This window comes from Allobosea sp. (genome assembly GCF_035999205.1).
Classification (GTDB): domain Bacteria; phylum Pseudomonadota; class Alphaproteobacteria; order Rhizobiales; family Beijerinckiaceae; genus Allobosea.
The window spans coordinates 622,069-648,170 of the sequence record NZ_DASYHA010000025.1 but is presented as its reverse complement, the minus strand read 5'-3'; the positions used below and the strand labels follow the sequence as shown (position 1 = coordinate 648,170).

Below are 26,102 nucleotides of genomic sequence, written 5' to 3'. Positions count from 1 at the left end.
CAAAACAGGCCGTATTATTTCAAGCTTGAAATAATAAATCTGCGCTGGGGAAGCGGCATGAAGGTCATCATCGTCGGAGGCGGGATCGGTGGGCTGACGCTCGCGCTCATGCTGCATGCGCGCGGCATCGCCGCCACCGTCTACGAGCAGTCCGGCGAGATTCGCGAGGTTGGCGTCGGCATCAACACGCTGCCCCACGCCATTCGCGAACTGGCCGATCTCGGATTGCTGCCGGCGCTGGACGCCGTCGCGATCAGGACCCGCGAACTCATCTATATGAACCGCTTCGGTCAAACCGTCTGGCGCGAGCCGCGCGGCCTGCATGCCGGCTCGCCGACACCGCAATTCTCGATCCATCGCGGGCGTCTGCAGGGCGTGATCCGCGACGCGGTTGCCGAAAGGCTCGGGCCGGGCGCGATCCGCTGCGGCCGCAGGCTTCAGGGCTTCATTCAGGACGAGGGTGGCGTCACCGCCCATTTCGTCGATGCGCGCCGCGGCGAGGCGGGGGAGACGGCGCGTGGCGACATCCTGATCGCTGCCGACGGTATCCATTCGACGGTGCGCTCGCATTTCTTCCCGGATCAGGGACCACCCCGCTGGAATGGCGTACAGATGTGGCGCGGCGCCTGCGACTGGCCCACCTTCCTCGATGGTGAGAGCATGATCATCGCCGGCGGCATGGCCGGAAAGCTCGTGCTCTACCCGATCGCCAAGGGCGCGACCCCGCAGACGCGGCTGACCAACTGGGTCGTGAACATCCGCACCGGCGATCCCGCCAAGCCGCCGCCGAAGGAGGCCTGGTCAAAGCCGGGGCGCCTTGAGGATGTGCTGCCTTTTGCACGCCGCTTCACCGTTCCGGGCGTGGACATTCTCGCGCTGATCCAGGCCAGCCCCGGCTTCTGGGACTATCCGATGTGCGACCGCGACCCGCTGCCGCGCTGGACCCATGGCCGCGTCACGCTGCTCGGAGATGCAGCCCATCCGATGTATCCGGTGGGTTCGAATGGAGCGTCGCAGGCAATCCTCGATGCGCGCTGCCTGGCCGACATGCTGGTGCGCTCCGAACATCCGCGCCACGCGCTCAGCGCCTATGAGGCGCAGCGCCTCCCGGCGACGGCCGAAATCGTCGCCTTGAACCGCAATGGCGGGCCGGAACGCGTCATCGATGCCGTCGAACAGCTCGCCCCCAACGGCTTCGACGATGTCGAGCGCGTACTGAGCTATGCCAGGCGCGAGGCGATCGTGAAATCCTATGCCGGCAAGGCCGGCTTCTCCCAGGAGCAGCTCGCACGGCGCGGCTGAGCCCGGTTTCGGGTTCAGCCAGCCTCGGTGAGCTGGTCGATGCGATTCCTGAGGCGGGTGTTGTCACGCTCGGCGATGCGCAGGCGGCTCGCCATGTCGGCGGCCTGTGCGGGCCCGGCGGAGTCGTCTGCGGCCTGGGTCTCGAAGGAGACGCCGACGCGCGTGCCGCTGCGCCAACGGACCTGCGCGTTGAAGGAGCGCCGGCGCTGGGTGATCTCGAGCTCGAAGCTGGCCGGCAGGGCGACGGCGTCCGAGACGACCAGCAGCGCGCCGCCTTCGGAGATGTTGCGCACGACGCAGTCGACCGTCACCCGACGCTGATTGTAACAGGCCCGGGCGCCGAGGAGTGCGCGCAGCCTCGCGTTTCGGCGCTGCTCCGACATCGTGTTTCGATCCCAATCGCTGTCAGCGAAGGCGGACAATGCCGCCACGCCGGCTCCATGCCGCAGATTGGGTTGCAGCGCAGCAATCGTTTGGTTCGAGGTTTAACGACTCGTCGCCGCGATGCACGAAAGCAGCAGCGTCTTCGATCTCGGAAGGGGAGCTAACCGCTCACGCCCGCCCGCCTTGCGCGGGCCTGGGCGAGCGAGACGACCTCGCAGGGCGGCTGGTCGGCCTCCGTCAGGAAAACGACGCCGACATCGTCGCCGCGCCGCCAGCACTGGCGCACGCGAATGCTGCTCTGCTGGCTGGCAATGTCAAGCTCGAAGGTCTCGGGCAGGGCGATCCAATCGCTCATGCGGACCATCGCGCCGGCGTCCGACCAGTTGCGGATCGTGCAGGCGAGGACCGACTGGCGTCCGTTGAACACCACGCTCGCGCCCTGGAAGATCCGGCTGCGCGGCGCCTGGCGACGACTGGCGGTCATGATCCGTCTCCCTGCTCGGCCGCGTTGGGACCATGCGATCCGCGACCGTCGCAAGGGAGAGTGCCGGAAAACCGCCTCGGGCGCAGCTTCCGCCTCGGTTTAAGCTTAATCCGCCGCCCTCAGGCGCCGTCGGGAGGCGGCGGCAGGAAGTCGACCTCGTGCTTGGCCGACAGCGCCACGACATCGGCGGGATTCTGGTTGGCCATCGAATGGATGCCCCAGAACAGGTCGTAGAGGCGGGCCGTCGGCGACACCCAGAACAGGCACTTCACCGTGGTCTCGCTCTTGTTGAACAGGCCGTGCGGGACGTTGCGCGGCAGCCGGATGAGGTCACCGGCGGTGGCGAAGCTCTCTTGCCCGTCGAGGACGAGGTCGAGCCGGCCCTCGAGCATGTAGATGAACTCGTCCTGCGTGGTGTGGATATGCGGCGGCACGAAGGTGCCGGGCGGAAAGGTCGCGTGCCAGGAGAACGAATCCTCGCTCAGCGACTTCGGCACATAGGTTTGGCCGAGGATGTTCCAGCTGATCTGGTCCAGACCTTCGTTCGCCCGGGTGACCCCGGCTGTCAGCGGCTTCATCGCGTTTCCCCCATTCCCAATCAGAAGTGCGAAGCGGTCCCTGACCGCTCAGAAGTGCAGGAAGCGGTCCTTGACCGCGTGGTCGCTGCGCAGATCGTCGCTCGAGCCACGCCAGACGACGCGGCCCTTCTCCAGCACGATATGACGGTCGGCGATCCTGGCCAACGCATCGACGTTCTTGTCGATCACCAGGATCGACTCGCCTTCGCCCTTCAGTGCTGAGAGGCAGGACCAGATTTCCTGCCGGATGATCGGCGCGAGCCCCTCGGTCGCCTCATCCAGGATGATCAGCCGCGGATTGGTCATCAGCGCGCGGCCGATCGCCAGCATCTGTTGTTCACCACCAGAGAGCTGGTTGCCGCGATTGGCGCGGCGCTCCTTCAGGCGAGGGAAGAAGGCGTAGATGCGCTCGACATCCCAGCGCGCCTTGCCGAAGCGGCTCGCGGCGGTCGCAATCAGGTTCTCCTCGACGGAGAGCGTCGGGAAGATCATGCGGCCTTCCGGCACGAGCCCGATCCCCGCCTGCGCGATCCGGAAGGCGGGAGCGCCGGTTAGATCCTTGCCACCGACGTTGACCCGGCCTGCTTTCGGCGGGATCAGCCCCATGATGGCGCGGATCGTCGTGGTCTTGCCCATGCCGTTGCGGCCGAGCAGCGTCACCACCTCGCCTTCGCCGATCGCGAGATCGACCCCGAACAGGATCTGCGCCTCGCCATAGCCGGCATCGAGCCCTTCGACGATGAGCATCGTCAGCCCTCCTCGCCGAGATAGGCTTCGCGCACGGCGGGATCCGCGCGCACGGTCGCGGGGTCGCCCGAGGCGATGACGCGGCCATAGACCAGAACGCTGACCGTGTCGGCGAGCGCGAAGACGGCCTCCATGTCGTGCTCGACCAGCAGCATGGCGTATCGGCCCTTGAGGCTGCGAAGCAGCGCGATCAGGCGTTCGCCTTCCTCGCGGCCGACGCCGGCCAGGGGCTCGTCGAGCAGGATCGCGGCCGGCTCCAGCGTCAGCGCCATCGCGATCTCGAGCGCGCGCTTCTCGCCATGGGAGAGCCGTCCGGCCAGAACATGGGCGCGATCTGAAAGGCCGACAGCCTCGACCGCGACCCAGGCCGGGCCGTTCAGGCTCTCGTCGCGTGCCGCATTGCGGAACAGCGCGAGCGGATGGCTGGCGCGTGCCTGCACGCCGAGCGCGACGTTCTCCAGCACGGAAAGGGAAGGGATCGTCGAGGTGATCTGGAAGGTCCGCGCAAGTCCGGCGCGGGCGCGCTTCTCCGGCGGCAGCGCGATGACGTCCTGCCCCTTGAAGCGGATGCTGCCGGTGTCGGGCCGCAGCATGCCGGAAATCTGGTGCACCAGCGTCGTCTTGCCCGCGCCGTTCGGCCCGATCAGCGCATGAAGCTCACCCGGCGCCACCGACAGGTTGACGCCGTCGGTCACCTTCAGCGCCCCGAAGGCCTTCTGCACCCCCGTCAGGACCAGCACGGGCTCAGTCATGACGACCGACTCCGAGCTTGCGCATCAGGCCGACCAGCCCGCCGCGCGTGAACAGCACGAAGAGCACGATCATCGGGCCGAAGATCACCTTCCAGTGCTCGGTCAGCCCCGAGAGCACATCCTCCGCGAACAGGAAGGCGAGCGCGCCGATGATCGCGCCATGGAGCGATCCGACGCCGCCGAGCACGACCATGAAGATCAACTCGCCGGAGCGCGGCCAGGACATGTAGGCCGGGCTGACGAACTCGGTCTGGTTGGCGAGCAGGAAGCCGGAAAGCCCCGCGATCATGCCGCTGATGATGTAGGCGACGAGGCGGATGCGCCCGACATGGAAGCCGGTGACGGCGACACGGGTCGCATTCTCGCGCGCGGCGCGCAGCACGCGCCCGAATCGCGAGGCGACGATGACGCTGATCACGGCGTAGCAGGCCACCAGCACGCCCAGCACGACGTAGAAGAAGCCGATCCGGTTCTTGAACACGTCGAAGCCCAGCACGGTGCTGCGCTCATACAGCGTCAGCCCGTCATCGCCGCCATAGGCGGAAAGTGCCTGCGCCAGGAAATAGACCATCTGGCCGAAGGCGAGCGTGATCATGATGAAGGTGACGCCGCGCGTGCGCAGCGAGACCGCGCCGGTCACGGCGGCGAACAGCGCGCACAGGCCGAGCACGACCGGCAGTATCAGCAGCGCTTCGCCGCGCCCCTCGGTAATCATGATGCCGGTGGCGTAGGCGCCGATCCCGACGAAGGCGGCATGGCCGAAGGACACCAGCCCGCCGACGCCGAGGATCAGGTCGAGCGACAGCGCAGCGATGGCGAAGATCATCGCCCGCGTCACCAGCGTCAGCCAGTGCGAGGGCAGGCCGAGCGAGACCGCGACGGGCAGCAGCGCCAGCAGGGCAAAGAGCACGATCGCGACGACCGGGCGCCGCTTCGCGGGCGCGGCAGCGGCCGCCGGCGCCGGGACCGATGGGCTTGCGATGCTCATGCGCGCCCCTTGGCGGGCAGCAGACCCTCCGGCCGCACGAACAGCACGATCGCCATCACCAGATAGATCAGCATCGAGGACAGTGCGGCGCCGGCCGCCCGAGCGGAGGGGGCGCTCATGAACAGCCGCAGCAGGTCGTTCATGAAGGAGCGGCCGAGGGTGTCGACGAGGCCGACGATCAGCGCGCCGACGAAGGCGCCGCGGATCGAGCCGATGCCGCCGACGACGATGACGACGAAGGCGAGGATCAGGATGTTGTCGCCCATGCCGGGCTCGACCGAGAGGATCGGCGCCGCCATCGCGCCGGCAAAGGCCGCCAGCATCGTCCCGAAGGCGAAGACGATCATGAACAGCTTGTTGATGTCGACGCCGAGCGCCGAGACCATCGGCGCGTTCGAGGCGCCGGCGCGAAGCAGCATGCCGGTCCGCGTCTTCTCTACGACGAACCAGAGCAGGGCGCCGACGGCGAGACCGGCGCCGATCAGCGCGAAACGGTATGTCGGATAGAGGATGCCCTCCATCAGGGCGACATTGCCCGCGAGAAAGGCCGGAACGGGTACGGAAAGCGGCGCCGCGCCCCAGACCATCTTCACCCCCTGGTTCAGCAGAAGGATGAGCCCGAAGGTCGCCAGAACCTGGTCGAGATGGTCTCGCTCGTAGAGATGTCGAAAGACCAGGAACTCGAGCGCGAGTCCGATCACCAGCGCAGCCGCCAGTGCCAGCGCGAGCCCGAGCACGAAGCTGCCGGTCAGCGAGACGAAGGTCACGGCGAGATAGGCGCCGAGCATGTACTGCACGCCATGCGCCAGGTTGATGAAGTCCATCACCCCGAAGACGAGTGTCAGCCCGGCGGCCACCAGGAACAGCAGGATGCCGAGCTGGAGGCCGTTCAGGATCTGGACGATGAGGAGGCCGGTGGTCATGTCATGTCGCCCGTCATGCTCGGGTTCGACCCAAGCATCTCAGGAAAGAGATTCCCGGGTCTGCGCTCCGCTTCGCCCGGGAATGACGAATGGGCTCACTTCAGCGCGCAATCCTTGGCATGCGGATCGGCGTAGTCCGTGAATACCTTCTGGACGATCTCGGTCTGGAACTTGCCGTCCGGCCGCTTGGCGGCCTTGACCAGATAGAAGTCCTGGATCGGGTAGCCATTGGTGTTGAACTTGAACTTGCCGCGGAGCGAGGTGAAGTCGGCCTTCTTGAGGGCGGCGCGCAGCTTGTCCTTGTCGCCCGTGCCGCCGGCGGCTTTGACCGCCGAGTCGATCAGCATGGCGGCGTCATAGGCCTGCTGGGCATAGGAACCCGGCACGATCTTGTAGGCCGCCTCGTAGTCCGTGACGAACTTCTTGGTCTGCGGGTTGTCCATATTCGGGGCCCAGGTCATGCCACCGAACAGGCCGACCGCGGCGTCCTGCTGCGCCGGCAGGGTCGATTCATCGACCGTGAAGGCGGAGAGGAACGGGATCTTGCCCTGCAGGCCGGCCTGCGACCACTGCTTGACGAAGTTCACGCCGAGACCGCCCGGCAGGAAGGCGAAGACCACGTCGGGCTTGGTCGAGGCGATCTTCGCGAGATCCGAAGCGAAGTCCATCGAGGTCAGAGGCGCATAGACCTCGTCGACGATCTCGCCTTTGAAGTAGTTCTTGAAGCCCGCGAGCGAGTCCTTACCGGCCTGGTAGTTCGGGGCGATGATGTAGGCGCGCTTGTAGCCCTGGTCCTGCGCGTACTTGCCCAGCACCTCATGGACCTGGTCGTTCTGGTAGGAGGTGACGAAGAAGTTCTGGTTGCAGGCCTTGCCGGCCATGGTCGAGGGGCCGGCGTTGGGGCTGATCAGGAAGGCGCCGGAATCCAGCACCGGCTTGGCGATCGCGCCGAGGATGTTGGAGAACACCGGGCCGACGACGAAGTCCGCCTTGGCGGCTTCGACGTAGCCCTTGACCTTGGCGACGGCGACGTCCGGCTTCAGCTCGTCGTCGATCACGGTGATCTGCACCGGCACGCCGCCGAGCTTGCCGCCGTTCTGGTCGACCGCGAGCTGGAAGCCGTCGCGGACCTGCTGGCCGAGCGCGGCGGCCGGGCCGGTCAGCACGCTGACGACGCCGATCTTGATCGGCTCCTGCGCCTGGGCGGCCGCGATGCCGAGGGCGAAGAGGCCGGCGCCGAGCGAAAGCGAGAACTTGAGGGTCATGTCGGTTGTCCTCCCGGGACGAGCGAGAAAGCGACGGTGCGGCAGGGTCCCCTCGACCTCATTGACCGCGCGATGAAGGCATATTGTTTCAAGCTTAAAATATCTGCAAGAGGGTTCTTGCCGGAGAATTTTCGACCGCCCGACAAAACCTCCCCGTCATCCCGGTCGTGCATCAAGGCGGCGCCGTTTCGGGATCCATCGACGGGCGCAGTTCCCTGCAATGGATCCCGGAGCCTCGTTTCGCTACGTCAGGAATGACGGCGATGCCGTCGTGATCGTCAGCCGACCTCAGGCCTGCACGCCGTCGACATACCAGTCCATCTTGGACAGCATCTCGTCGGAGGCGGTTTCGCCGGCCTTCAGGCGCACGACGCCCTTCTGGTCCTTCAGCTCGCCGGTGAAGGGGTGCAGCGTGCCCGCCACGATGCCCTTGAGCACTTCGTCGGCCGCTGCGCGGGCCGCCGGCGTCACGGCGTCGTTGTAGGGCGCGATCTTGACCATGCCGTCCTTGATGCCGCCCCAGACGTCGCCGCTCTTCCAGGAGCCGTCCATGACCTCCTTGACGCGCTTGATGTAGTAGCCCGACCAGTCGTCGACGATCGCGGTCAGATGCGCCTTGGGCGCGAAGGCCTTCATGTCCGAGGCCTGGCCGAAGGCGAAGACACCGCGCTGTTCGGCCGCCTGCAGGGCAGCGGCGGAATCGGTATGCTGGGTGATCATGTCGGCGCCCTGGTCGATCAGCGCCTTGGCGGCGTCGGCTTCCTTCGCCGGGTCGTACCAGGTCGAGGCCCAGATCACCTTGGTCTTGAAGTTCGGGTTCACCTTCTTGGCCGCGAGATGGAAGGCGTTGATGCCCATCACGACCTCCGGGATCGGGAAGGACGCGATGTAGCCGGCCTGGCCCGACTTCGACATGTGCCCGGCGATGGTGCCGATCACGGCGCGGCCTTCGTAGAAGCGGGCATTATAGGTCGCGACGTTCTCGGCCCGCTGATAGCCGGTGGCGTGCTCGAACTTCAGCTTCGGGAACTGCTTTGCCACCTGGATCGTCGGGTTCATGAAGCCGAACGAGGTCGTGAAGATGATCTGGTTACCGGCCTGGGCGAGCTGGCGGATGGCGCGCGCCGCGTCGGGCCCCTCGGCGACGTTCTCGATGAAGCTCGTCTTGATCTTGCCGCCGAATTCCTTCTCCAGCGCCAGGCGGCCCTGGTCATGCGTCCATGTCCAGCCATGGTCGCCGACCGGGCCGACATAGACGAACCCGACGCCGAGCGGCGCCTGCGCGCGGGCGCCGCCGATCAGCGGCAGGGACGCGGCCGCGGCTCCGGCGCCGAAATTGAACCTGCGGCGTGTGATGATGGAGGTCATGGTCTTGGTCTCCCGCTTGTGGTGGACGGCGTCAGGACGCCGAGAAAGGCTTGCCGAGGCAGGCCGGCGCGTCGAGCCGGCCGGTCCTTCGTCCTAGCGACATCATGGTCAGAACCGCAATCGTCGCAAGGTAGGGGGCCATCGCCAGGATCTCGGGGGCGAGCCAGGTGACGCCCGCCGCCTTGGCCTGGAGTTCCAGCGTCATGACGGCGCCGAACAGATAGGCCCCAAGCAGCAGGCGGCCCGGCCGCCATGCGGCGAAGACGACCAGCGCCAGCGCGATCCAGCCGCGGCCGGCGGTCAGCCTGTCCGCCCACATCGGCGTCAGCGCCAGCGAGAAATAGGCTCCGCCCAGCCCGGCCAGCGCGCCGCCGAACGCAATGGCACCGTAGCGGATGGCGATCACCGGATAGCCGATCGCATGGGCCGAGGCGTCGTTCTCGCCGACGGCGCGCAGAATCAGCCCCGCCCGCGTCTTCCGCAGGAACAGGCTGACGCCGAGCACCAGCGCCAACGAGAGATAGACGACGATGTCATGGCCGAAGACGGCGCGAAGCAGCGGGTGTTCCGACAGCGCCGCCGGAAACACCGGCCCGAGGCGCATGATCGTGCGTCCAACGAAGCCTGCACCGATCAGCGAGGATGCGCCGATGCCGAAGATCGTCAGGGCCAGGCCCGTCGCCACCTGATTGGCCGTCAGCGACAGCGTCAGCACGGCGAAGATCATCGCCGTCGCAACGCCGGCGACGATGGCCGCGAGGAGGCCGAGCCCGGTGTTGCCGGTGCTGAAAGCGATCGCGAAGCCCGCGACCGCGCCGCACAGCATCATCCCCTCGACGCCGAGATTGAGCACGCCGGCCTTTTCGGTGACGAGTTCGCCCAGCGCCGCCAGCAGGATCGGCGTCGAGGCCGCGACGAGGGTCATGAAGATCGAGACGAGGATGGCACTGGTCATGGCAACGCTTTCGACCGCCACGCGACCCGGTACTTCACCAGCACATCGGTCGCGAGCAGCATGAAGAGCAGTAGCGCCTGGAACATGCCGGTCGCCGCCTGAGGCAGCCGAACCGTCGTCTGGGCGATCTCGCCGCCGACATAGGTCGCCGCCAGCACGACACCTCCGAAGACGATGCCGAGAGGGTTCAGGCGACCGAGGAAGGCGACGATGATCGCGGTAAAGCCGTATCCGACCGGAAATTGCGGGGTCAGCTGGCCGAAGGGGCCGGCCGCCTCGAACAGCCCGGCGAGGCCGGCAAGCCCGCCGCTTGCCAGAAGCGTCGCCCAGGTCACCTTGTCTGCACTGAAGCCGCCATGGCGCGCGGCCGCGGGGGCCAGGCCCACGACCTTCACCGCGTAGCCGGCGGTGGTCTTCTCCATCAGCAGCCAGGCGACGACAGCGATCAGCAGCGCCGCGGGAATGCCGAGATGGACGAGCGAGCCCTCCATCATCGCCGGCAGGGTCTGGTCGGCGCTGAACATCTTGGTCTGCGGGAAATTGAAACCGTCCGGATCCTTCCACGGTCCGCGCACGAGATAATACAGGCCCTGAACGGCGACATAGGTCAGCATCAGGCTGGTCAGGATCTCGCTGACCTGCAGCCGGACGCGCAGGAAGGCCGGGACCGCCGCCCAGGCCATGCCGCCGAGGATGCCGGCCAGCGCCATGGCCGGCAGGATCCACCATCCGGTCATCCCATGGGTCGCCAGTGCGACGCCGGTGCCGGCGATTGCCCCCATGATGTATTGCCCTTCGGCGCCGATGTTCCAGACATTGGCGCGGAAGCCGATGGCGAGGCCGAGCGCGATCATCACCAGCGGCGCGGCCTTCACGCCGAGATCCGCCCAGCGCTGTGGTTCGAGGAACGGCGTCAGGAAGATGCTCTCGACCGCGTGGAAGCCGTCATAGCCCATCGCCGTGAAGACGATCATGCCGAGCAGCATCGTAAGGGCGATGGCGATCAGCGGGCTAAGCCAGAGCATTGCGGTGCTCGGTTCGCGGCGGCGGCGCCATTCAAGCATGCGCCGCCTCCGCGCCGTGGACGCCGCCCATCATCAGGCCGATCTCGTCGATGCCGAGGCTTGCGACCGGGCGCGGCGCCGAGAGCCGGCCCTCGTTGAGGACGCAGAGCCGGTCGGCGAGTTCGAGCAATTCGTCGAGGTCCTGCGAGATCACCACGACGGCCGAGCCCTTGGCCGCCAGATCGACGAGTTCCTGCCGGATCGCGGCAGCGGCTCCGGCATCGACGCCCCAGGTCGGCTGCGAGACGACGAGCACGCCAGGCTGCTGGCCGATCTCGCGGCCCATGATGAATTTCTGCAGATTGCCGCCGGAAAGCGAGCGGGCGAGCGCGGCCGTGCCGGTCGTGCGCACGTCGAAACGCCTGATGACGGAGTCGGCGAAGCGCTTGACGTCGCCGGTGCTGATGAAGCCGAGCGGCGTCAGCGGCAGGCGGTGGCGAGCGGTCAGCACAGCATTGTCTGCGAGCGAGAAATCTGGCACCGCGGCGTGGCCGTTGCGCTCCTCGGGAACGCAGGCGAGGCCGAGAGCCCGGCGCGGCCCCGCCGCCATGGAACCGACGGGCTTGCCGTCGAGCACGATCGCATCCGGTCGCAAGGCCGATCGCTCGCCCGACAGCGCCGTCAGCAGTTCCGACTGGCCGTTGCCCGCGACGCCGGCGATTCCAAGGATCTCGCCGGCCCGCGCCTCGAAGCCGATTTCCCGCAAGGCGGTGCCGAAAGGCGGCTCACCGGCGAGCGACAGACCGGTGACGGAGAGTCGTACGGCCCCCGCACTCCGGCCTGCACCTCGCTCGATCTGGCGCAACTCGGCGCCGATCATCAGTTCGGCCATGCGCTTGGTGCTTTCGACCCTCGGATCGCAGGTCGCGACGACCCGCCCACCGCGCAGGATCGTGGCGGTCTCGCAGAGCGCTTTGATCTCATGCAGCTTGTGCGAGATGTAGAGGATCGCACAGCCTTCCGAGGCGATCTGGCGCAGCGTCAGGAACAGCCTGTCGACCTCCTGCGGAGTCAGCACCGAAGTCGGCTCGTCCATGATCAGGAGCTTGGGCTTCTGCAGCAGGCACCTCACGATCTCGATGCGCTGGCGCTCGCCGACCGAGAGCGTGTGAACCTCGCGCTCGGGGTCGAGCGGCAGCGAATAGCTTTCGAGGATGGCCGCGACGCGCCGCTTCAGTTCCTCGCGATCGACCGTCTCGTCCAACCCGAGCGCGATATTCTCGATCACCGTCATCGCATCGAACAGCGAGAAATGCTGGAACACCATGCCGATGCCGAGCTTCCGCGCAGCCTTGGGGGAGGGGATCGCGACAGTCTCGCCATCCCAGGCGATCGCGCCCTCGTCGGCCTGCTGGACGCCGTAGATGATCTTGACCAGCGTCGATTTGCCGGCACCGTTCTCGCCGAGAAGGGCATGCAGCTCGCCGGGGCGGACCGAGAGGCTGATGTCCTCGTTCGCCTTCACGCCGGGAAAGCTCTTGGAGATGTGCGACAGGGCCAGCCTTGGGCGAACCGTCTGGTCAGGCGGTTGCGTCATGGGTGGCTGCTCTCCCCGTTACGGCTTCCCCCGAAGCCTTTGATCCGCGGAGCAAATTCCGCACCAGCTCGGCTGCCGTCAAGGCTGCGATCACCTCCGGGCGCTTGTCGTCCACATCGCAGCCGCCGATAGGACAGGTCAGGCGGGCGAGCGTCTCGGGGCGGCCGCCATCGCGCAGGAAGCTCGCCTCGAACCGCGCGCGCTTCGTCGCCGAGCCGATCATCCCGACGTAAGCTGCATCGCCGCGCGCCAGCGCGGCCTCCGCGAGCCGATAATCCAGCGCGTGGCTATGGCTGAGGATGACGAAGGCGCATCCCGGTTTTGCAGCCTCCACGGCGCGAACGGGGTCCGCCATCCGGACGCTGGTGATGTTGGCGGGCAGGCCTTGGAGAACGCCATCGCGATCGTCGATCAGCGTCGTCGCGAAGGGCAGGGGCGCCAGCGCCTGCGCGAGCGCTCGTCCGGTGTGCCCCGCGCCGAAGATCTGGACGACGGGTCGGGCGGAGGCGTCGGCTTTCTCTCGAGCGGCGATCATGGCGAGATCGGCCGCCGTAGCGCGTTTCAGCGAAGCCATGACGCGACCGCCGCAGCACTGCCCCATCTGCGGGCCGAGCGGGATGTCGAGATCCCGTTTGCGCTCGCTCGCGGCCAGCATGTCGCGGGCGATGTCGATGCAATGGAATTCGAGCTGCCCGCCGCCGATCGTACCCGCGGTGTCGGTCGCCGTAACAGCCATCGCCGCGCCGGCTTCGCGCGGGGTCGAGCCGCGCGCGTTCTCGATGCGAATGAGGATCGCACCGTCGCGGAGGTTGCGGGCCAGGAAGGCGGAGAGGCTCATGGTCCTGCCTCCGCGCGCATTCGCTCCACCGCGGCCAGCACCCGTTCCGGCGTCGCCGGCGCGTCGAGCCTTGGGCAGGTCTTGTGCCCGCCGACGCTCGCCACGGCGTCAGAGAGGGCGTGCAGCACCGAGATCGCCAGCATCAGCGGCGGCTCGCCGACGGCCTTGGAGCGGTGAATCGTCGGCTCGCGATTGGGCGCGTCCTGCAGCAGTGCGACGTTGAAGATGCGCGGCCGGTCCGAGGCGACGGGGATCTTGTAGGTCGAGGGCGCATGCGTCTTGAGCACGCCCCTCTCGTCCCAGACCAGTTCCTCGGTCGTGAGCCAGCCCATGCCCTGGACGAAGCCGCCCTCGATCTGGCCCTTGTCGATCGCTGGATTCAGTGACTGGCCGCAATCATGCAGGATGTCGACGCGCTCGACCTTGTATTCGCCGGTCAGGGTGTCGATCGCGACCTCGGCCGCGGCCGCGCCATAGGCGAAGTAGTAGAACGGATGGCCGCGTCCGGCCTTGCGGTCCCAATGGATCTTCGGCGTGGCGTAGAAGCCGGTGGCCGAGAGCTGGACCCGGCCCATATAGGCGGCGCCAACCAGCTCCGGAAAGCCGATCTCCTGAGTGCCGATCCGCACGCGGCCGGGCAGGAACGCGATTTCCGCCGGATCGACGCTCCATTTCGCCGCGGCGAAGGCGGTGAGCCGAGCCTTGATCGTCTCGCAGGCGTCGAGCGCCGCCATGCCGTTGAGATCGGAGCCGGAGGAGGCGGCGGTCGCGGAGGTGTTGGGGACCTTCCCAGTGGTGGTCGCGGTGATCTTGATCTGGTCGAGGCCGATGCCGAAGGCCTGCGCCACCACCTGCGCAACCTTGACGTAGAGCCCCTGGCCCATCTCGGTGCCGCCATGGTTCAGCGCGACCGTGCCGTCGGTGTAGACATGTACCAGCGCACCGGCCTGATTGTACCAGGTCGCGGTGAAGGAGATGCCGAACTTGACCGGCGTCAGCGCGATGCCGCGCTTGATCACCGGGCTCGTCGCGTTCGCCTCGCGGATCGCCGCCTGCCGGGCGCGGTAGTCGCAGGCCCGCTCCAGGCGCTCGATCACCTCGCCCGCGATATTGTCCTCGACGGTCTGGTGATAGGGCGTCACGTCGCGCCCCAGCCCGCCATAGAGATTGCGCTTGCGCACCTCCAGCGGATCGAGTCCGGTCGCGAAGGCAACCTCCTCGATGAAGCGCTCGGCCCCGACCATGCCCTGTGGCCCGCCAAAGCCGCGGAACGCTGTGTTCGAGACCGTGTTCGTCCGCAGCGGCTCGGACCGGGCGCGCACCGCCGGGTAGAAATAGCAGTTGTCCATGTGGAACAGCGCCCGGTCGGTCACCGGCCCCGACAGGTCGGCGTTCCAGCCGCAGCGTGCCGCATAGACAGCATCGACAGCATGGATGCGGCCCTCGTCGTCGAAGCCGATCTCGTAATCGCAGACGAAATCATGGCGCTTGCCGGTGATCATCATGTCGTCGTCGCGGTCGGGCCGGAGCTTCACCGGACGCTTCAGCTTGCGGGCGGCGAGCGCCGCGACGCAGGCGAAAAGGTTGGACTGCGTCTCCTTGCCGCCGAAGCCACCGCCCATGCGCCGGACCTCGACGGTGACGGCGTGCGAGCCGACGCCGAGCACTTGCGCCACCATGTGCTGGACTTCGCTGGGATGCTGCGTCGAGGAGAAGACCTGCACGTCCTCCTCCTCGCCGGGGATGGCCAGCGCGATCTGGCTTTCCAGGTAGAAATGCTCCTGCCCGCCGATCTCCATCGAGCCCTTCAGCCGACGCGGGCTGGCCGCCAGCGCGACCGCGATATCGCCGCGCTCGAGCTTCAGCGGATCGGTGACCAGCGCGCCGCCAGCCGCGCGAGCCGCTGCCACGTCCAGCAGCGGCTTCGCCTCGTCATAGACCGCCTTCGCGAGAGTGACGGACTGTCGCGCCGCCTCGCGCGTCTCGGCGACCACGGCGAAGAGCGGCTGGCCATGATGCAGGATCGTGTCGGTCGCGAAGACCGGCTCGTCATGCCGATGCGTCGAGGAGATGTCGTTGGCGCCGGGAATATCGGCAGCCGTCAGCACGGTCAGCACGCCCGGCGCAGCGCGCACCGCTTCGAGATCGAGCGAGATCAGCTTGCCATGAGCGATGCGGCTGAGGCCGAGATAGGCGTGCAGCAAGCCGACGGGCGCGGCGATGTCGTCGATATAGAAGGCCTCTCCCGCGACATGGCGCGCGGCGGAATCATGAATGCGTGCCGCGCCGACCGGCCCGGCGGCAGCCTCGATCTCAAGCCGCTTGCGTGCATCAGCCATGAGCCGCCTCCGCCAGCAGGCCCGCAACCCGGGTCTCGACCCGCGGCTGCGTCGTCTCGATCAGGAAGCGCCGCAGCAGATTGCCGGCGATGGCAAGACGATACCCCGCCGAGGCTCGCATGTCGCTGAGTGGCGTGAAATCGCCGGGGAGGGCGGCGATGGCGGCTGCCACTGCGGCGTCATCCCAGGCGCGGCCGACCAGCGCCGCCTCCGCGGCGGCCGCGCGCTTCGGGATGCCGGCCATGCCGCCATAGGCCAGACGCGCCTCCGCGATCCGCCCATCGTCGCCGATGCTCAGCAGGAAGGCGCCGCAGACGGCCGAGATATCCTCGTCGAAGCGCTTCGAGATCTTCGAAATGTGGAACAGCACATCCGAAGGCAGATTCGGCACGATCACGGCCTCGACGAACTCCCCTGCGCGCCGGTCCTGCTTGCGATAGTCGAGGAAGAAGGCTTCCAGCGGGATCGTTCGCACGCTGTCGGCTCGACGCAGGACGAGTTTCGCCCCCAGCGCGATCAGGGCAGGTGGCAGGTCGCCGATCGGCGAGCCATTGGCGATGTTGCCGCCGACCGTGCCAGCATTGCGGACCTGCTCGCCGCCGAAACGGCGCAGCAGCTCGTCGAGTTGGGGGGAGAGGGCGGCGAGTACGGGGCGAACCTCCGCATGCGTCGCCATCGCACCGATCCGCAGATGGTCGCCCCGGTCCTCGATGGCGCGCAGGGCTTCGATCCGGCCGAGATAGATCACCGGATCGAGCCGGCGCATGCCCTTCGTCACCCAGAGCCCGACATCCGTCGCGCCCGCGACCAGCGTCGCCTGCGGATGCGCGATAACGAGCTCGGCCAGCGCCTCGACGGTCGCCGGGGCCAGGAAATGGCCAACCGGGCCTGCGAGCGAGACTGTTTCCTGGTCCGCGAGCCGACGTAGCCGCGCCGCGATCGTATCGCGATCGGGAGCGAAGCGATCCCGGTCGCCGAGCCGATACATCCGCTGCGCCGCGGCGATGATCGGCTCATAGCCGGTGCAGCGGCAGAGATTGCCCGCCAGCGCATCCTCGATGCGGGAGACCGCCGGCGCGTCCTCGTTGAGCCAGAGCGCAAACAGCGACATCACGAAGCCCGGCGTGCAGAAACCACATTGCGAGCCATGGCAATCGACCATGGCCTGCTGCACCGGATGCAGCGTGCCGTCACGGCCCTTCAGATGTTCGACTGTCAGCAGATGGCAGCCGTCCAGCGTCGGCAGAAAGCGGATGCATGCATTGATCGCCTCGTAGCGCAGCTGGCCGCGATCGAGCCGGCCGACCACGACGGTGCAGGCGCCGCAATCGCCCTCGGCACAGCCTTCCTTGCTGCCGGTCATGCGCTTCTCGAGGCGCAGCCAGTCCAGCACCGTCAGCGTCGGATCGCAGCCGGCGATCTCGACCAACTCGTCGCCGAGGATGAAGCGAAGCGTCTCACGCATTCGGCTCGCCTCTCCCAGAACCATGCATCATGCCCGCAGATTAGGCACGATCGCCGCTTGGCCGGAAGCTTTGATTTGGTGCAGATGTGATGTGAATTTAAGCCGGAGTCCGAAGCCTCGTGAGCGAAACCGCCGTCATTCGCGCCTTGCGGGGGCGCCTTCTCTGGTTTGTCGCCGATCCGCAGGAACAGGGCGAGGCCGCCCATCGCTATGTCGAGGACGGGCTGGTCGTCATCGAGCGCGGCATCATCCGCGCGGTCGGCGAAGTGGCGGACCTGCTGGCCGGGCTGCCGCCGGGTGTCGAGATCGTCGATCATCGCCCGCACCTCATCATGCCGGGCTTCATCGACGCGCATCTGCACATGCCGCAGACCCAGGTGATCGCCTCCTATGGCGCGCAATTGATGGACTGGCTCAACCGCTACACCTTCGTCGAGGAGCAGAAGCTCGGCCAGCAGGGCCATCCCGAAAAGCTCGTCACCTTCCTGCTGGACGAACTGCTGGCCAACGGCACCACCACGGCGGTGATCTACTGCTCGGTCCATCCGCAATCGGCTGAGACGCTGTTTCGCGAATCCGAGCGCCGCAACACCCGCATGGTTGCCGGCAAGGTGATGATGGATCGCAACGCGCCGGAGCCGCTGACCGATACGGCCGAGAGCGGCTATGCCGATTCGAAGGCGCTGATCGAGCGCTGGCACGGCAAGGGCCGGCAACTCTACGCGATCAGCCCGCGCTTCGTTGTCACGTCGACGCCGGAGCAGATGGCGGCGGCGGGTCGGCTCGCGGCCGAGCACCCCGACTGCCACGTCCAGACCCACATCAACGAGAACCGGGCCGAGATCGCCTTCGCCAACGAACTCTATCCCGAGCCCGGCGACTACGCCGGCATCTACCAGCAATTCGGTCTGCTCGGCCCGAAGAGCCTGCTCGGCCATTGCATCCACATGACCGACCGGGAATGGCGGCGCTTTGCCGAGACGGGCGCGGTCGCGGTGTTCTGCCCGACCTCGAACCTCTTCCTCGGCTCCGGCCTGTTCGACTGGGCGAGGGCGCGAGCCGAGGGCGTGCCGGTCGCGGTCGCGACCGATATCGGCGGCGGCACCTCCTATTCGATGCTGCGGACGATGTCGGAGGCCTACAAGGTGCTGCAGTTGCAGGGGCAGTCGCTCTCGGCCTTCGCGGCCCTGCATGCGATTACGCTCGGCAATGCCGAAGCGTTGAAGCTGGATCATCTGGTCGGCTCGCTCGAGCCCGGCCATGAGGCCGATATCGTCGTACTCGACCCTGCGGCCCAGCGCGCGATGGCGCACCGGCTCGAGACGGCGCGCGATCTGGCCGAGGAACTGTTCGTGCTGGTCACCCTCGGCGACGAGCGCAACGTTGTCGCGACCTATGTGATGGGGGAGCGGGTCTCAGCCCCGGAATGACGTGATGTTCAACGAATTGGAATTTTGTTGAACATCACCGGTCGCTCAGCCCAGCACGCCGCCCTTGCGGGCGAAATCGACATAGATCTCGCGCAGGCGCAGGGCGGCCGGGCCCGGAGCGCCGTTGTGGATCGTATGGCCATCGATCGTCGTGACCGGCATGACGAGGCTGGTGGCGGAGGTGATGAAGGCCTCCTCGGCGTCGAGTGCTTCCTGCAGCGTGAACTCGCGTTCCTCGAAGGTGAAGCCGCTCTCTGCGATGAAGGCGAGCACGGCCTTGCGGGTAATGCCGGGCAGCACCTTGTTTGAGAGGGGGCGCGAGATCAGCGTCTTGCCCTTGACGATCCAGGCGGTCGAGGAGGCGCCTTCGGTCACGACGCCGTCCTCGATAAGCCAGGCTTCCTGTGCGCCGCTTTCAGCGGCGAACTGCTTGGCGAGGACGGGCGCCAGCAGGTTGACGCTCTTGATGTCGCGGCGGGCCCAGCGCAGGTCGGGCGTCGACACGACCTTGATGCCGGTCTTGGCCGTCGGCGCGTTCACGAAGCTGCGGGCCTGCGTGAACATGATGAGCGTCGGCGGCACATCCTTCGGGAAAGCGAAGTCGCGATCGGACGCGCCGCGCGAGACCTGCAGATAGATGCCGCCCTCGTCGAGGTCGTTGCGCTTGATCAGCTCCTCATGGATCGCGACCAGCTCTGCCTTCGACCAGGGCAAGGCGAGGCTGATCTCGCCGCAGGAGCGCTCCAGCCGGGCCAGATGCGCCTCGCAGTCGACGAGCTTGCCGCCGATCACCGCCGAGACCTCGTAGATGCCGTCGCCGAAGATGAAGCCGCGGTCGAAAATCGAGATCTTGGCGTCCTCTTCCGGCAGGTAGGCGCCATTCACATAGACAATGCGGCTCATCGATCGGGTCTCGTCAGCAGGTTGAAGCAACCCTTACTAGCCGAGACAAGTTGCGGGTGCGAGCGTGAATGCCCTTCGGCGACGCGGGCCGCCCCGGCGTTTTTTACGGTCTCAGGCTGAGGAACCGGGTCGGGATCGCCCCGCGCAGATTCGACTCGAAGCCGGCGAGCTTCGGCGAGACCAGGTTCTTGGTCGAATAGTGCAGGACGGGAATCCAGGGCTGTTCGCGGGCGATGATGCTGTCGGCCTCGCGCAGGATCGCCGCGCGCTTGGCGAGGTCCGTCTGCTCGGCGGCAAGCTTCATCAGCATGTCGAACTGCGGATCGGCGAACTTGCCGAAGTTGAAGCCGGCATTGTCGCTCTGGAACAGGAACAGGAAGTCCTGCGGATCGGAATAATCGCCGATCCAGCCATAGCGGGCGACGTCGAAATCGCTGCCATCGCGCAGATGGGCAAAATGCGCCCGGCTGTCCGCGCTGAAGAGCGACGTCTCGACGCCGATCGCCTTCCACTGTTCGGCGATGGCGAGGACCGTGCGGTGGTTGTTGTCGGTCTGGTTGTAGCGCAGTTCCAGCCGCAGCGGCGTGCTCGGTCCGAAGCCAGCAGAGGCCAGCAGCCGCCTCGCTTCGTCCTCTCGCTCGAGCGGTGACGCCATCTTGAAGTCGAGTTCGGCGCGCTCGCCGTAATTGCCGATTCCGGGCGGAATGACTCCATAGGCGGGCAGCATGGTGCCGGCCCAGATTGTCTGCGCGATGAATTCGCGGTCGATCCCCAGCGACAGCGCCCGCCGAACACGCGCGTCGTCGAAGGGCGGCTTCTGGGTGTTGAGGACAAGGAAATAGGTGCCGAGATAGGGCGCCACCTTGACCTGCGTGCCGAGCTTGGCGCGCAGAACCGCGATCTGATCGGCCGGGATGTCCGTCGTCAGGTGAAGCTCGCCGGCCTGGAAACGTCGTGCCGCCACCGCGAGGTCCGCGGCGGGATAGTAGATCACCGTGTCGATCCGGACATTGGCGGCGTCATGGAAGGCCGGGTTCCGGTCCAGCCTGATATGCGAGTTCGGGACCATCTCCTTCAGCACATAGGCGCCGTTGGAGACCCAGTTCTCGGGCCTGACGAAGTCCCGGCCGAAGCGCTCGACCGTGGCGGCATGCACCGGCAGGGCGGATTGGTGCGTCAGGAGCTCGAGAAAATAGGGCGTCGGCCGCTCAAGGGTGATCTCGAGATGGCGCGCATCGATTGCTCGGACGCCGAGATCCTCGGGCTTGGCTCCGTCGCTGCTCTTGTGGACCTTTTCGGCGTTGAGGATGGGATAGAGGATGTTCGCGTACTTCGCACCGGTTTGCGGGTCGAGCATGCGCCTGAACGAGTAGACGAAATCCGCCGCCGCGACCGGATCGCCATTCGACCAGCGTGCGCTGTCGCGCAGCACGAAGCGCCATGTCCGGCCATCCTCGCTCATCGTCCAGCTCTCGGCGACGCCGGGGACGACCTCGCCCTTCATGCTGTGGATCACCAGCCCTTCCGAAAGGTCGCGCAGCAGATGCGCCTCCGCGACCGTCGAGCTCTTGTGGGGATCGAGCGTTTCCGGATCGGCATCGTTGCCGCGGTGGAACACGCCCTGGGAGAGGGCCGCAGCCGTGCTCGCAACAGCCAGCAGGGCGGCAAATGTCAACGTGACGGCAAGGCGCCTGACGTCGAGCATGGAAGCCTCCGCTTCGGGCCGGGAATCGCGACGAAGCGACGCCCGACGGGCGAAGTAGAACCCGGCTTTCGGCCGCTGCCAAGGCTTAAAGATCGGTACCGGGCTTCATTCCAGCGCTGCAGCTAGAAGTCCCGCCTACGCCTCAATCCGGCAGCACGGATCGGTCGTTCTCGAATGCGACGACGCAGTCCGTTGCTGTCTTTGCGCAATCGCGCAGCGCATTCTCCTTGGCGCGGTCGAGCGAGGTCGTGCCGAACCAGTAGTGAAACTGCTTGCGGCCTGGGCTCAGTGCCATCGCCTTTTCACCCGGTGCGGCGAAATAGCGCTCGAACGACTCGGCGCGTGTCGTCAGCCCGAGCTTGGCATAGAGCTCCCGCGCCCGCTGCGGCGACCATGTCGGCAACTTCCAGGCGCGCAGCGATGCGTCCATCTCGCGCAGCCAGACGAAGCGCGCCTGCCCGTGGCGGAAGATCAGATGCCCTTTCGGCTTGATTTCCGCGAGGTCGACGAAGCGCACGTCACCGCCGCCATCGAGCGCCGCCGCGCGCATCCGGTCGACCAGCGAAGGCGGAAACAGCTCGTCGTTCCTGGCGTAGATCCAGAGCTGCGGCGGCGCGCCAGGCTTCTGCCAGGTCTTGACCACGTCGACGAGCGCATTCTGCCCCTTGTCGACGCAGTTCTCGATATTCAATCCGCCGGCGACATTGACGACGCCACGCAGGCCTGCCGGCTTCCTTTGGGCCAGGGCCAGCACCGCCGCGCCGCCGGCGGATTCGCCGATGGCGATGGCGCGCTCCGGATCGACGTCGTCCCGCAGCTGCAAGGCCTTGAGCGCGCCTTCGAGCTCATCGGCATCCGTGTTGAAGCGCTGGCCGAGATCGAGCTTCTCGCAGGAACTCGAACCAGGAAAGGGGCCGTCCGACTGGCCGAAGCCGCGCCGCATCACGACGGCGGCGAGCCAGCCGCGCCGCGCGAAATCGCGGGCGACGGTGGCATAGGACGAGGCGCGCAGATCGCCCATGCTGATGCTGCTCGACGACTTGCCGTGCGTGATCAAGGCCAGCGGCAGCCGGCCTTGCTCTGTTTCCGGCCTGACGATCAGGGCTTCCAGCCTGACATCGCGCCGGTCGACCTTGATGCGCAGGAAAGTGTCCTCCTGTCGCAGAGGCTCCTGCGCCTGCACGGGATCGAGCGGCGCGAGGCAGCACGCGATGACAGCAAAAAGCGCAAGCAACCGCGCAACCATCATCGAGACCTCCCCAGCCCTCGTCAGGATTTCAGCCTGTCCTCTTTCAGCCGTACGATAGGCTCAACCGGCCGCCGCCGCGGCGCGCTCCTGTGCCTCGACGACGGCGACGGCGGTCATGTTGACTACACCGCGCGCCGTCACCGAGCCGGTCAAGATATGCACAGGCTTGGCTGCACCGATCAGGAGCGGGCCGACCGGCAGCGCGTCCGCCAGCACCTTGGCGAACTGATAGGCGATGTTGGCGGCGTCGAGGTTCGGGAAGATCAGCACGTTGGCGACGCCCTTGAGCGTCGAGGAGGGCAGCACGCGCTCGCGCACCATTGCGACCAGCGCCGTATCGGCCTCCATCTCGCCGTCGCATTCGAGCGCCGGAGCACGGTCGCGGATCAGGGCGAGAGCCTTGCGCATCTTGAGCGCGGAGGGCGTGTCGGCCGCGCCGAAATCCGAATGCGAAAGCAGCGCGATCTTGGGCTCGATGCCGAAGCGCGCGACATGACTCGCCGCCAGCACCGTCATGTCGGCGATCTCCTCGGCGCTTGGATCATGCTTGATGTGGGTGTCGGCGAGGAAGAAGGCGCCCTTGTTGGTGATGATCAGCGTCATCGCCGAGACGTCCGAGACGCCGGGCGCCAGCCCGATGATGTCCTTGATGTGCCGCAGCCGGGACATGAAGCGCCCCTCGAGGCCGGTGATCATCGCATCCGCCTCGCCGCGCGCGACGGCGAGCGCCGCGATCACGGTGTTGTTGGTGCGCACCAGCGAGCGCGCCGCCTCGGGCGTGATGCCGCGCCGGCCGGCGATGTCGAGATAGGTCTGGACGTAGTCGCGGTAGCGCGGGTCGTCCTCGGGGTTGATCACCTCGAAATCGACGCCGGGCCGCAGCGACAGGCCGAAGCGCTTGACGCGGGTCTCGATCACGCTCGGTCGGCCGATCAGGATCGGGGTCGCGAGGCCTTCCTCCAGCGCGACCTGGGCGGCGCGCAGCACGCGCTCATCCTCGCCCTCGGCATAGATCACGCGCTTGGGGTCCGCCTTTGCCTGGGCGAAGAGGGGTTTCATGATGAAGCCGGAGCGGAAGACGAAGCGCGAGAGCTGCTCGCGATAGGCGTCCATGTCCGCGAGCGGCTTGCGTGCCACGCCGGTTTGCATCGCGGCCTGGGCGACCGCCGGGGCGATCCGCATGATCAGGCGCGGATCGAACGGATTCGGGATCAATGAAGTCGCCCCGAAGGTCGAGGCCTCGCCGCCATAGGCGCGGGCTGCGATGTCGGAGGTCGCCTCGCGGGCGAGGGCCGCGATGGCGCGCACGGCCGCGAGCTTCATCGCCTCGTTGATCGTCGTCGCCTGGACGTCGAGCGCACCGCGGAAGATGTAGGGGAAGCACAGGACGTTGTTGACCTGGTTCGGATAGTCCGACCGCCCGGTGCAGATCATCGCATCCGGGCGGACGGCGAGCGCGTCCTCCGGCGTGATCTCGGGATTGGGGTTGGCGAGCGCCAGGATCAGCGGCTTGTCGCCCATGGCCTTGGCCATCTCGGGCTTCAGGACCCCAGCCGCAGACAGGCCGAGGAAGACGTCCGCGCCTGGGATCACCTCGGCGAGCGTCCTGGCATCCGTCTCCTGGGCATAGACCTCCTTCCAGCGATCCATCAGGGTGTTGCGGCCCTTGTGGACGACGCCTTCGAGATCGGTGACCCAGATGTTCTTGCGCTGGGCACCCAGTTCGACCAGCAGGTTGAGGCAGGCGAGCGCCGCCGCGCCCGCGCCGGAGACGACGATCTTGACGTCGGCGATCTTCTTGCCGGCGAGATCGAGCCCATTCAGGATCGCGGCGCCGACGATGATCGCCGTGCCGTGCTGGTCGTCATGGAAGACCGGGATCTGCATCCGGGCCTTGAGCTGCTCCTCGATCTCGAAGCATTCCGGGCCCTTGATGTCCTCGAGATTGATGCCACCGAAGGTCGGCTCCAGCGCTGCGACCACCTCGACGAACTTCTCGATGTTCTTCTGCTCGACCTCGATGTCGAAGCAGTCGATCCCGGCGAATTTCTTGAACAGGACCGCCTTGCCCTCCATCACCGGCTTCGAGGCCAGCGGCCCGATGTCGCCGAGCCCGAGCACGGCCGTGCCGTTGGTGATGACCGCGACGAGGTTCTGCCGCGACGTCAGCTCGGCGGCCTGGCCGGGATCGTCGACGATCGCCTCGCAGGCGGCGGCGACACCCGGCGAATAAGCGAGCGCCAGGTCGCGCTGGTTGCCGAGCGGCTTGGTCGCCTGGACCTCAAGCTTACCTGGGCGGGGAACACGGTGATAGACGAGCGCGCCCGAACGGAGATCGGGGGACAGGTTGCTCTTCATCGCGGCGGCTCCAGCGGCGTCGGCTCAATGCCAGGAGCAGCGGAGGTCGCGCGAATGAGGGGAGGTCGTCAAGCGCAGAACTTGTTTTAATCGCAGGCAGCGATGCGAGCGGGGGGTCGGTCGGCCTGGCGGACGCTCGGAGCGGCTGCGTTGAATCGATCTGTGAAGCAGCGGAATCCGCATCTCAGCAAACGCTGGTAAGCGATTCCCGCGACTCGCCAATCCGGCATCGCGCCGTCTGGCGCCGCGGCCCGGGCTGGGCAGCTTCCGCTCAGAAGGCCTTGAAGGTGATGATCGTGTGGGTGTCGGCGATCTCGGGGATCGACTGCACCTTCTGCGCGACGAAATGGCCGATATCGACGTCCGCCGCGACATGGAATTTCGCCAGGATGTCGTAATTGCCGGCGGTCGAGTAGATCTCGGAGGCGATCTCGCGGTCGGCGAGTTCGCTGGCGACCTCATAGGTCTTGCCGAGCTTGCATTTGATCTCGACGAAGAAGGTCTGCATCAGGAACTCCGGGACGTCTTGCCGCATCGGCTTGCCCGAAAAACCGGGCGCTACGTTTCGGGCCGATGCTCTCGGCCACTGGATAGAGCCTCCGGCAGGATGAGATCAAGCGCCGGCGAGTTCTGCGATCCGGCGGGTCATCGCGTTCTCGGGCTCGGCGAGGCCGGCGATGACCGTGAAATGGTTTGCGCCAGCGATCTCCTCATAGCGCGTGCGCACGCCCTCCAGGCCCCAGACATCGGTGATCCGGCGGCTCTGCTTGAGATACTCCTCGCTCTCGGCGCCGCCGACGACCGCGTCCATGGTCAGACGCGCGGGGGCCGGCCAGAACAGAGGGCTCTCGAGCTCGGCCGCTTCGGTCGTCAGCTTCAACGCGCCGTTGATGCTGGTCTCCGTCAGGGGCTTGAGATTGTAGAGCCCGGAGATGCCATAGGCGGCCGGCACGAGCTGCTCGGGGAGTTCGGGATCGACGTTCTTCCAGTCGGTGGCGAGAGCACAGGCCGAGAGATGCCCGCCGGCGGAGTGCCCCGCCGCGACGATCGGCAAACGGTAGCGTTGCCAAAGAGATGCGGCAGCTTGTTGAATCTCCCAGACGATATGGCCGAGCTCGACCTGCGGGCAGAGATCGTAGCCCACCACGGCGACGGGCACGCCCAGCTGGTTCAGCCCGCGCGCCATGTGCGAGAAGAAGCTGCGGTCGAGCGCCTGCCAGTAGCCGCCATGGATGAACATGGCGATTGCGTTGCTGCGCGCCGTCTCGGGCTTGAACAGGTCGTAGCGCTGGCGCTCGCTCTCGCCATAGGGGACGCCGAGTTCGCAAACCGCCTCCGAGCGATAGGCGGCCGCGTCGCTTGCCCAGCCGGCGATGATCTCCGGATGCTCCGGGACGCGGGCGCGGTTGTTGTATTCGGTCTCGTAATCGGGTGACACGTCTGACTCCGGCTTGCCTGGCTCCGGCAT

At 66.9% G+C, this 26,102-nt stretch carries 23 protein-coding genes; 2 read left to right on the top strand and 21 right to left on the bottom strand.

The genetic code is table 11. The features are described 5' to 3' along the window. Positions 1–57: 57 nt before the first annotated feature. Positions 58–1,302, top strand: coding sequence for a flavin-dependent oxidoreductase (locus VGN82_RS18485; protein ID WP_327528504.1), 1,245 nt, complete (start codon positions 58–60; stop codon positions 1,300–1,302). 14 nt (positions 1,303–1,316) lie between these two features. Here the strand turns inward: VGN82_RS18485 and VGN82_RS18480 are convergent, their stop codons facing one another. From VGN82_RS18480 to xdhA, 15 genes are all read right to left on the bottom strand, one after another. Continuing rightward, positions 1,317–1,685, bottom strand: coding sequence for a PilZ domain-containing protein (locus VGN82_RS18480; RefSeq protein ID WP_327528503.1), 369 nt, complete (start codon positions 1,683–1,685; stop codon positions 1,317–1,319). Positions 1,686–1,846: 161 nt separating this feature from the next. Further along, complete coding sequence (locus tag VGN82_RS18475) at positions 1,847–2,170, bottom strand: PilZ domain-containing protein (protein ID WP_327528502.1); 324 nt, start codon at positions 2,168–2,170, stop codon at positions 1,847–1,849. A 119-nt stretch (positions 2,171–2,289) separates the two neighbouring features. Further along, positions 2,290–2,748: a cupin domain-containing protein gene (locus VGN82_RS18470; protein ID WP_327528501.1), complete on the bottom strand. Its 459-nt coding sequence runs from the start codon at positions 2,746–2,748 to the stop codon at positions 2,290–2,292. Between the two features lie 48 nt (positions 2,749–2,796). Beyond that, positions 2,797–3,495, bottom strand: coding sequence for an ABC transporter ATP-binding protein (locus tag VGN82_RS18465; RefSeq protein WP_327528500.1), 699 nt, complete (start codon positions 3,493–3,495; stop codon positions 2,797–2,799). Between the two features lie 2 nt (positions 3,496–3,497). After that, positions 3,498–4,247 carry an ABC transporter ATP-binding protein gene (locus VGN82_RS18460; RefSeq protein WP_327528499.1) on the bottom strand — a complete coding sequence of 250 codons (750 nt, stop codon included), beginning with the start codon at positions 4,245–4,247 and terminating at the stop codon, positions 3,498–3,500. Then, positions 4,240–5,235, bottom strand: a complete 996-nt coding sequence (locus tag VGN82_RS18455) for a branched-chain amino acid ABC transporter permease (protein ID WP_327528498.1) — start codon at positions 5,233–5,235, stop codon at positions 4,240–4,242. Before VGN82_RS18455 ends, VGN82_RS18460 begins: the two co-directional genes overlap by 8 nt. Continuing rightward, positions 5,232–6,158: a branched-chain amino acid ABC transporter permease gene (locus VGN82_RS18450; protein WP_327528497.1), complete on the bottom strand. Its 927-nt coding sequence runs from the start codon at positions 6,156–6,158 to the stop codon at positions 5,232–5,234. Before VGN82_RS18450 ends, VGN82_RS18455 begins: the two co-directional genes overlap by 4 nt. 95 nt (positions 6,159–6,253) lie before the next feature. Next, complete coding sequence (locus VGN82_RS18445) at positions 6,254–7,423, bottom strand: ABC transporter substrate-binding protein (protein WP_327528496.1); 1,170 nt, start codon at positions 7,421–7,423, stop codon at positions 6,254–6,256. 288 nt (positions 7,424–7,711) lie between these two features. Beyond that, positions 7,712–8,791, bottom strand: a complete 1,080-nt coding sequence (locus tag VGN82_RS18440) for a BMP family ABC transporter substrate-binding protein (RefSeq protein ID WP_327528495.1) — start codon at positions 8,789–8,791, stop codon at positions 7,712–7,714. Positions 8,792–8,822: 31 nt separating this feature from the next. Then, entirely contained in the window at positions 8,823–9,746 is a 924-nt protein-coding gene (locus VGN82_RS18435; protein WP_327528494.1) for an ABC transporter permease, read from the bottom strand. Then, positions 9,743–10,810, bottom strand: a complete 1,068-nt coding sequence (locus tag VGN82_RS18430; protein ID WP_327528493.1) for an ABC transporter permease — start codon at positions 10,808–10,810, stop codon at positions 9,743–9,745. The genes VGN82_RS18435 and VGN82_RS18430 overlap by 4 nt, the downstream gene beginning before the upstream one ends. Then, positions 10,803–12,347 carry an ABC transporter ATP-binding protein gene (locus VGN82_RS18425; protein ID WP_327528492.1) on the bottom strand — a complete coding sequence of 515 codons (1,545 nt, stop codon included), beginning with the start codon at positions 12,345–12,347 and terminating at the stop codon, positions 10,803–10,805. Before VGN82_RS18425 ends, VGN82_RS18430 begins: the two co-directional genes overlap by 8 nt. Then, positions 12,331–13,185, bottom strand: a complete 855-nt coding sequence (gene xdhC / locus VGN82_RS18420; protein WP_327528491.1) for a xanthine dehydrogenase accessory protein XdhC — start codon at positions 13,183–13,185, stop codon at positions 12,331–12,333. The genes VGN82_RS18425 and xdhC overlap by 17 nt, the downstream gene beginning before the upstream one ends. Next, positions 13,182–15,524, bottom strand: coding sequence for a xanthine dehydrogenase molybdopterin binding subunit (gene xdhB / locus VGN82_RS18415; RefSeq protein WP_327528490.1), 2,343 nt, complete (start codon positions 15,522–15,524; stop codon positions 13,182–13,184). Before xdhB ends, xdhC begins: the two co-directional genes overlap by 4 nt. Continuing rightward, complete coding sequence (xdhA, locus tag VGN82_RS18410; RefSeq protein ID WP_327528489.1) at positions 15,517–16,989, bottom strand: xanthine dehydrogenase small subunit; 1,473 nt, start codon at positions 16,987–16,989, stop codon at positions 15,517–15,519. Before xdhA ends, xdhB begins: the two co-directional genes overlap by 8 nt. A 119-nt stretch (positions 16,990–17,108) precedes the next feature. Here xdhA and guaD point away from each other — a divergent pair, with 119 nt between their 5' ends. After that, a complete protein-coding gene (gene guaD / locus VGN82_RS18405) occupies positions 17,109–18,419 on the top strand; it encodes a guanine deaminase (RefSeq protein WP_327528488.1) in 1,311 nt (436 codons plus the stop codon). A gap of 45 nt (positions 18,420–18,464) precedes the next feature. Here guaD and VGN82_RS18400 read toward each other — a convergent pair whose 3' ends face one another. From VGN82_RS18400 to VGN82_RS18375, 6 genes are all read right to left on the bottom strand, one after another. After that, a complete protein-coding gene (locus VGN82_RS18400) occupies positions 18,465–19,322 on the bottom strand; it encodes a D-amino-acid transaminase (protein WP_327528487.1) in 858 nt (285 codons plus the stop codon). Between the two features lie 103 nt (positions 19,323–19,425). Then, on the bottom strand, positions 19,426–21,027 hold the full coding sequence (locus tag VGN82_RS18395) for a peptide ABC transporter substrate-binding protein (protein WP_327528486.1): 1,602 nt from the start codon (positions 21,025–21,027) through the stop codon (positions 19,426–19,428). 142 nt (positions 21,028–21,169) lie between these two features. Next, positions 21,170–22,276, bottom strand: a complete 1,107-nt coding sequence (locus tag VGN82_RS18390; RefSeq protein WP_327528485.1) for an alpha/beta hydrolase family protein — start codon at positions 22,274–22,276, stop codon at positions 21,170–21,172. A 60-nt stretch (positions 22,277–22,336) separates the two neighbouring features. Next, positions 22,337–24,634, bottom strand: coding sequence for an NADP-dependent malic enzyme (locus VGN82_RS18385; protein WP_327528484.1), 2,298 nt, complete (start codon positions 24,632–24,634; stop codon positions 22,337–22,339). 271 nt (positions 24,635–24,905) lie between these two features. Continuing rightward, a complete protein-coding gene (locus VGN82_RS18380; RefSeq protein WP_038361355.1) occupies positions 24,906–25,142 on the bottom strand; it encodes an Lrp/AsnC ligand binding domain-containing protein in 237 nt (78 codons plus the stop codon). Between the two features lie 105 nt (positions 25,143–25,247). Then, complete coding sequence (locus VGN82_RS18375) at positions 25,248–26,072, bottom strand: alpha/beta hydrolase (RefSeq protein ID WP_327528483.1); 825 nt, start codon at positions 26,070–26,072, stop codon at positions 25,248–25,250. Positions 26,073–26,102: the final 30 nt, after the last annotated feature.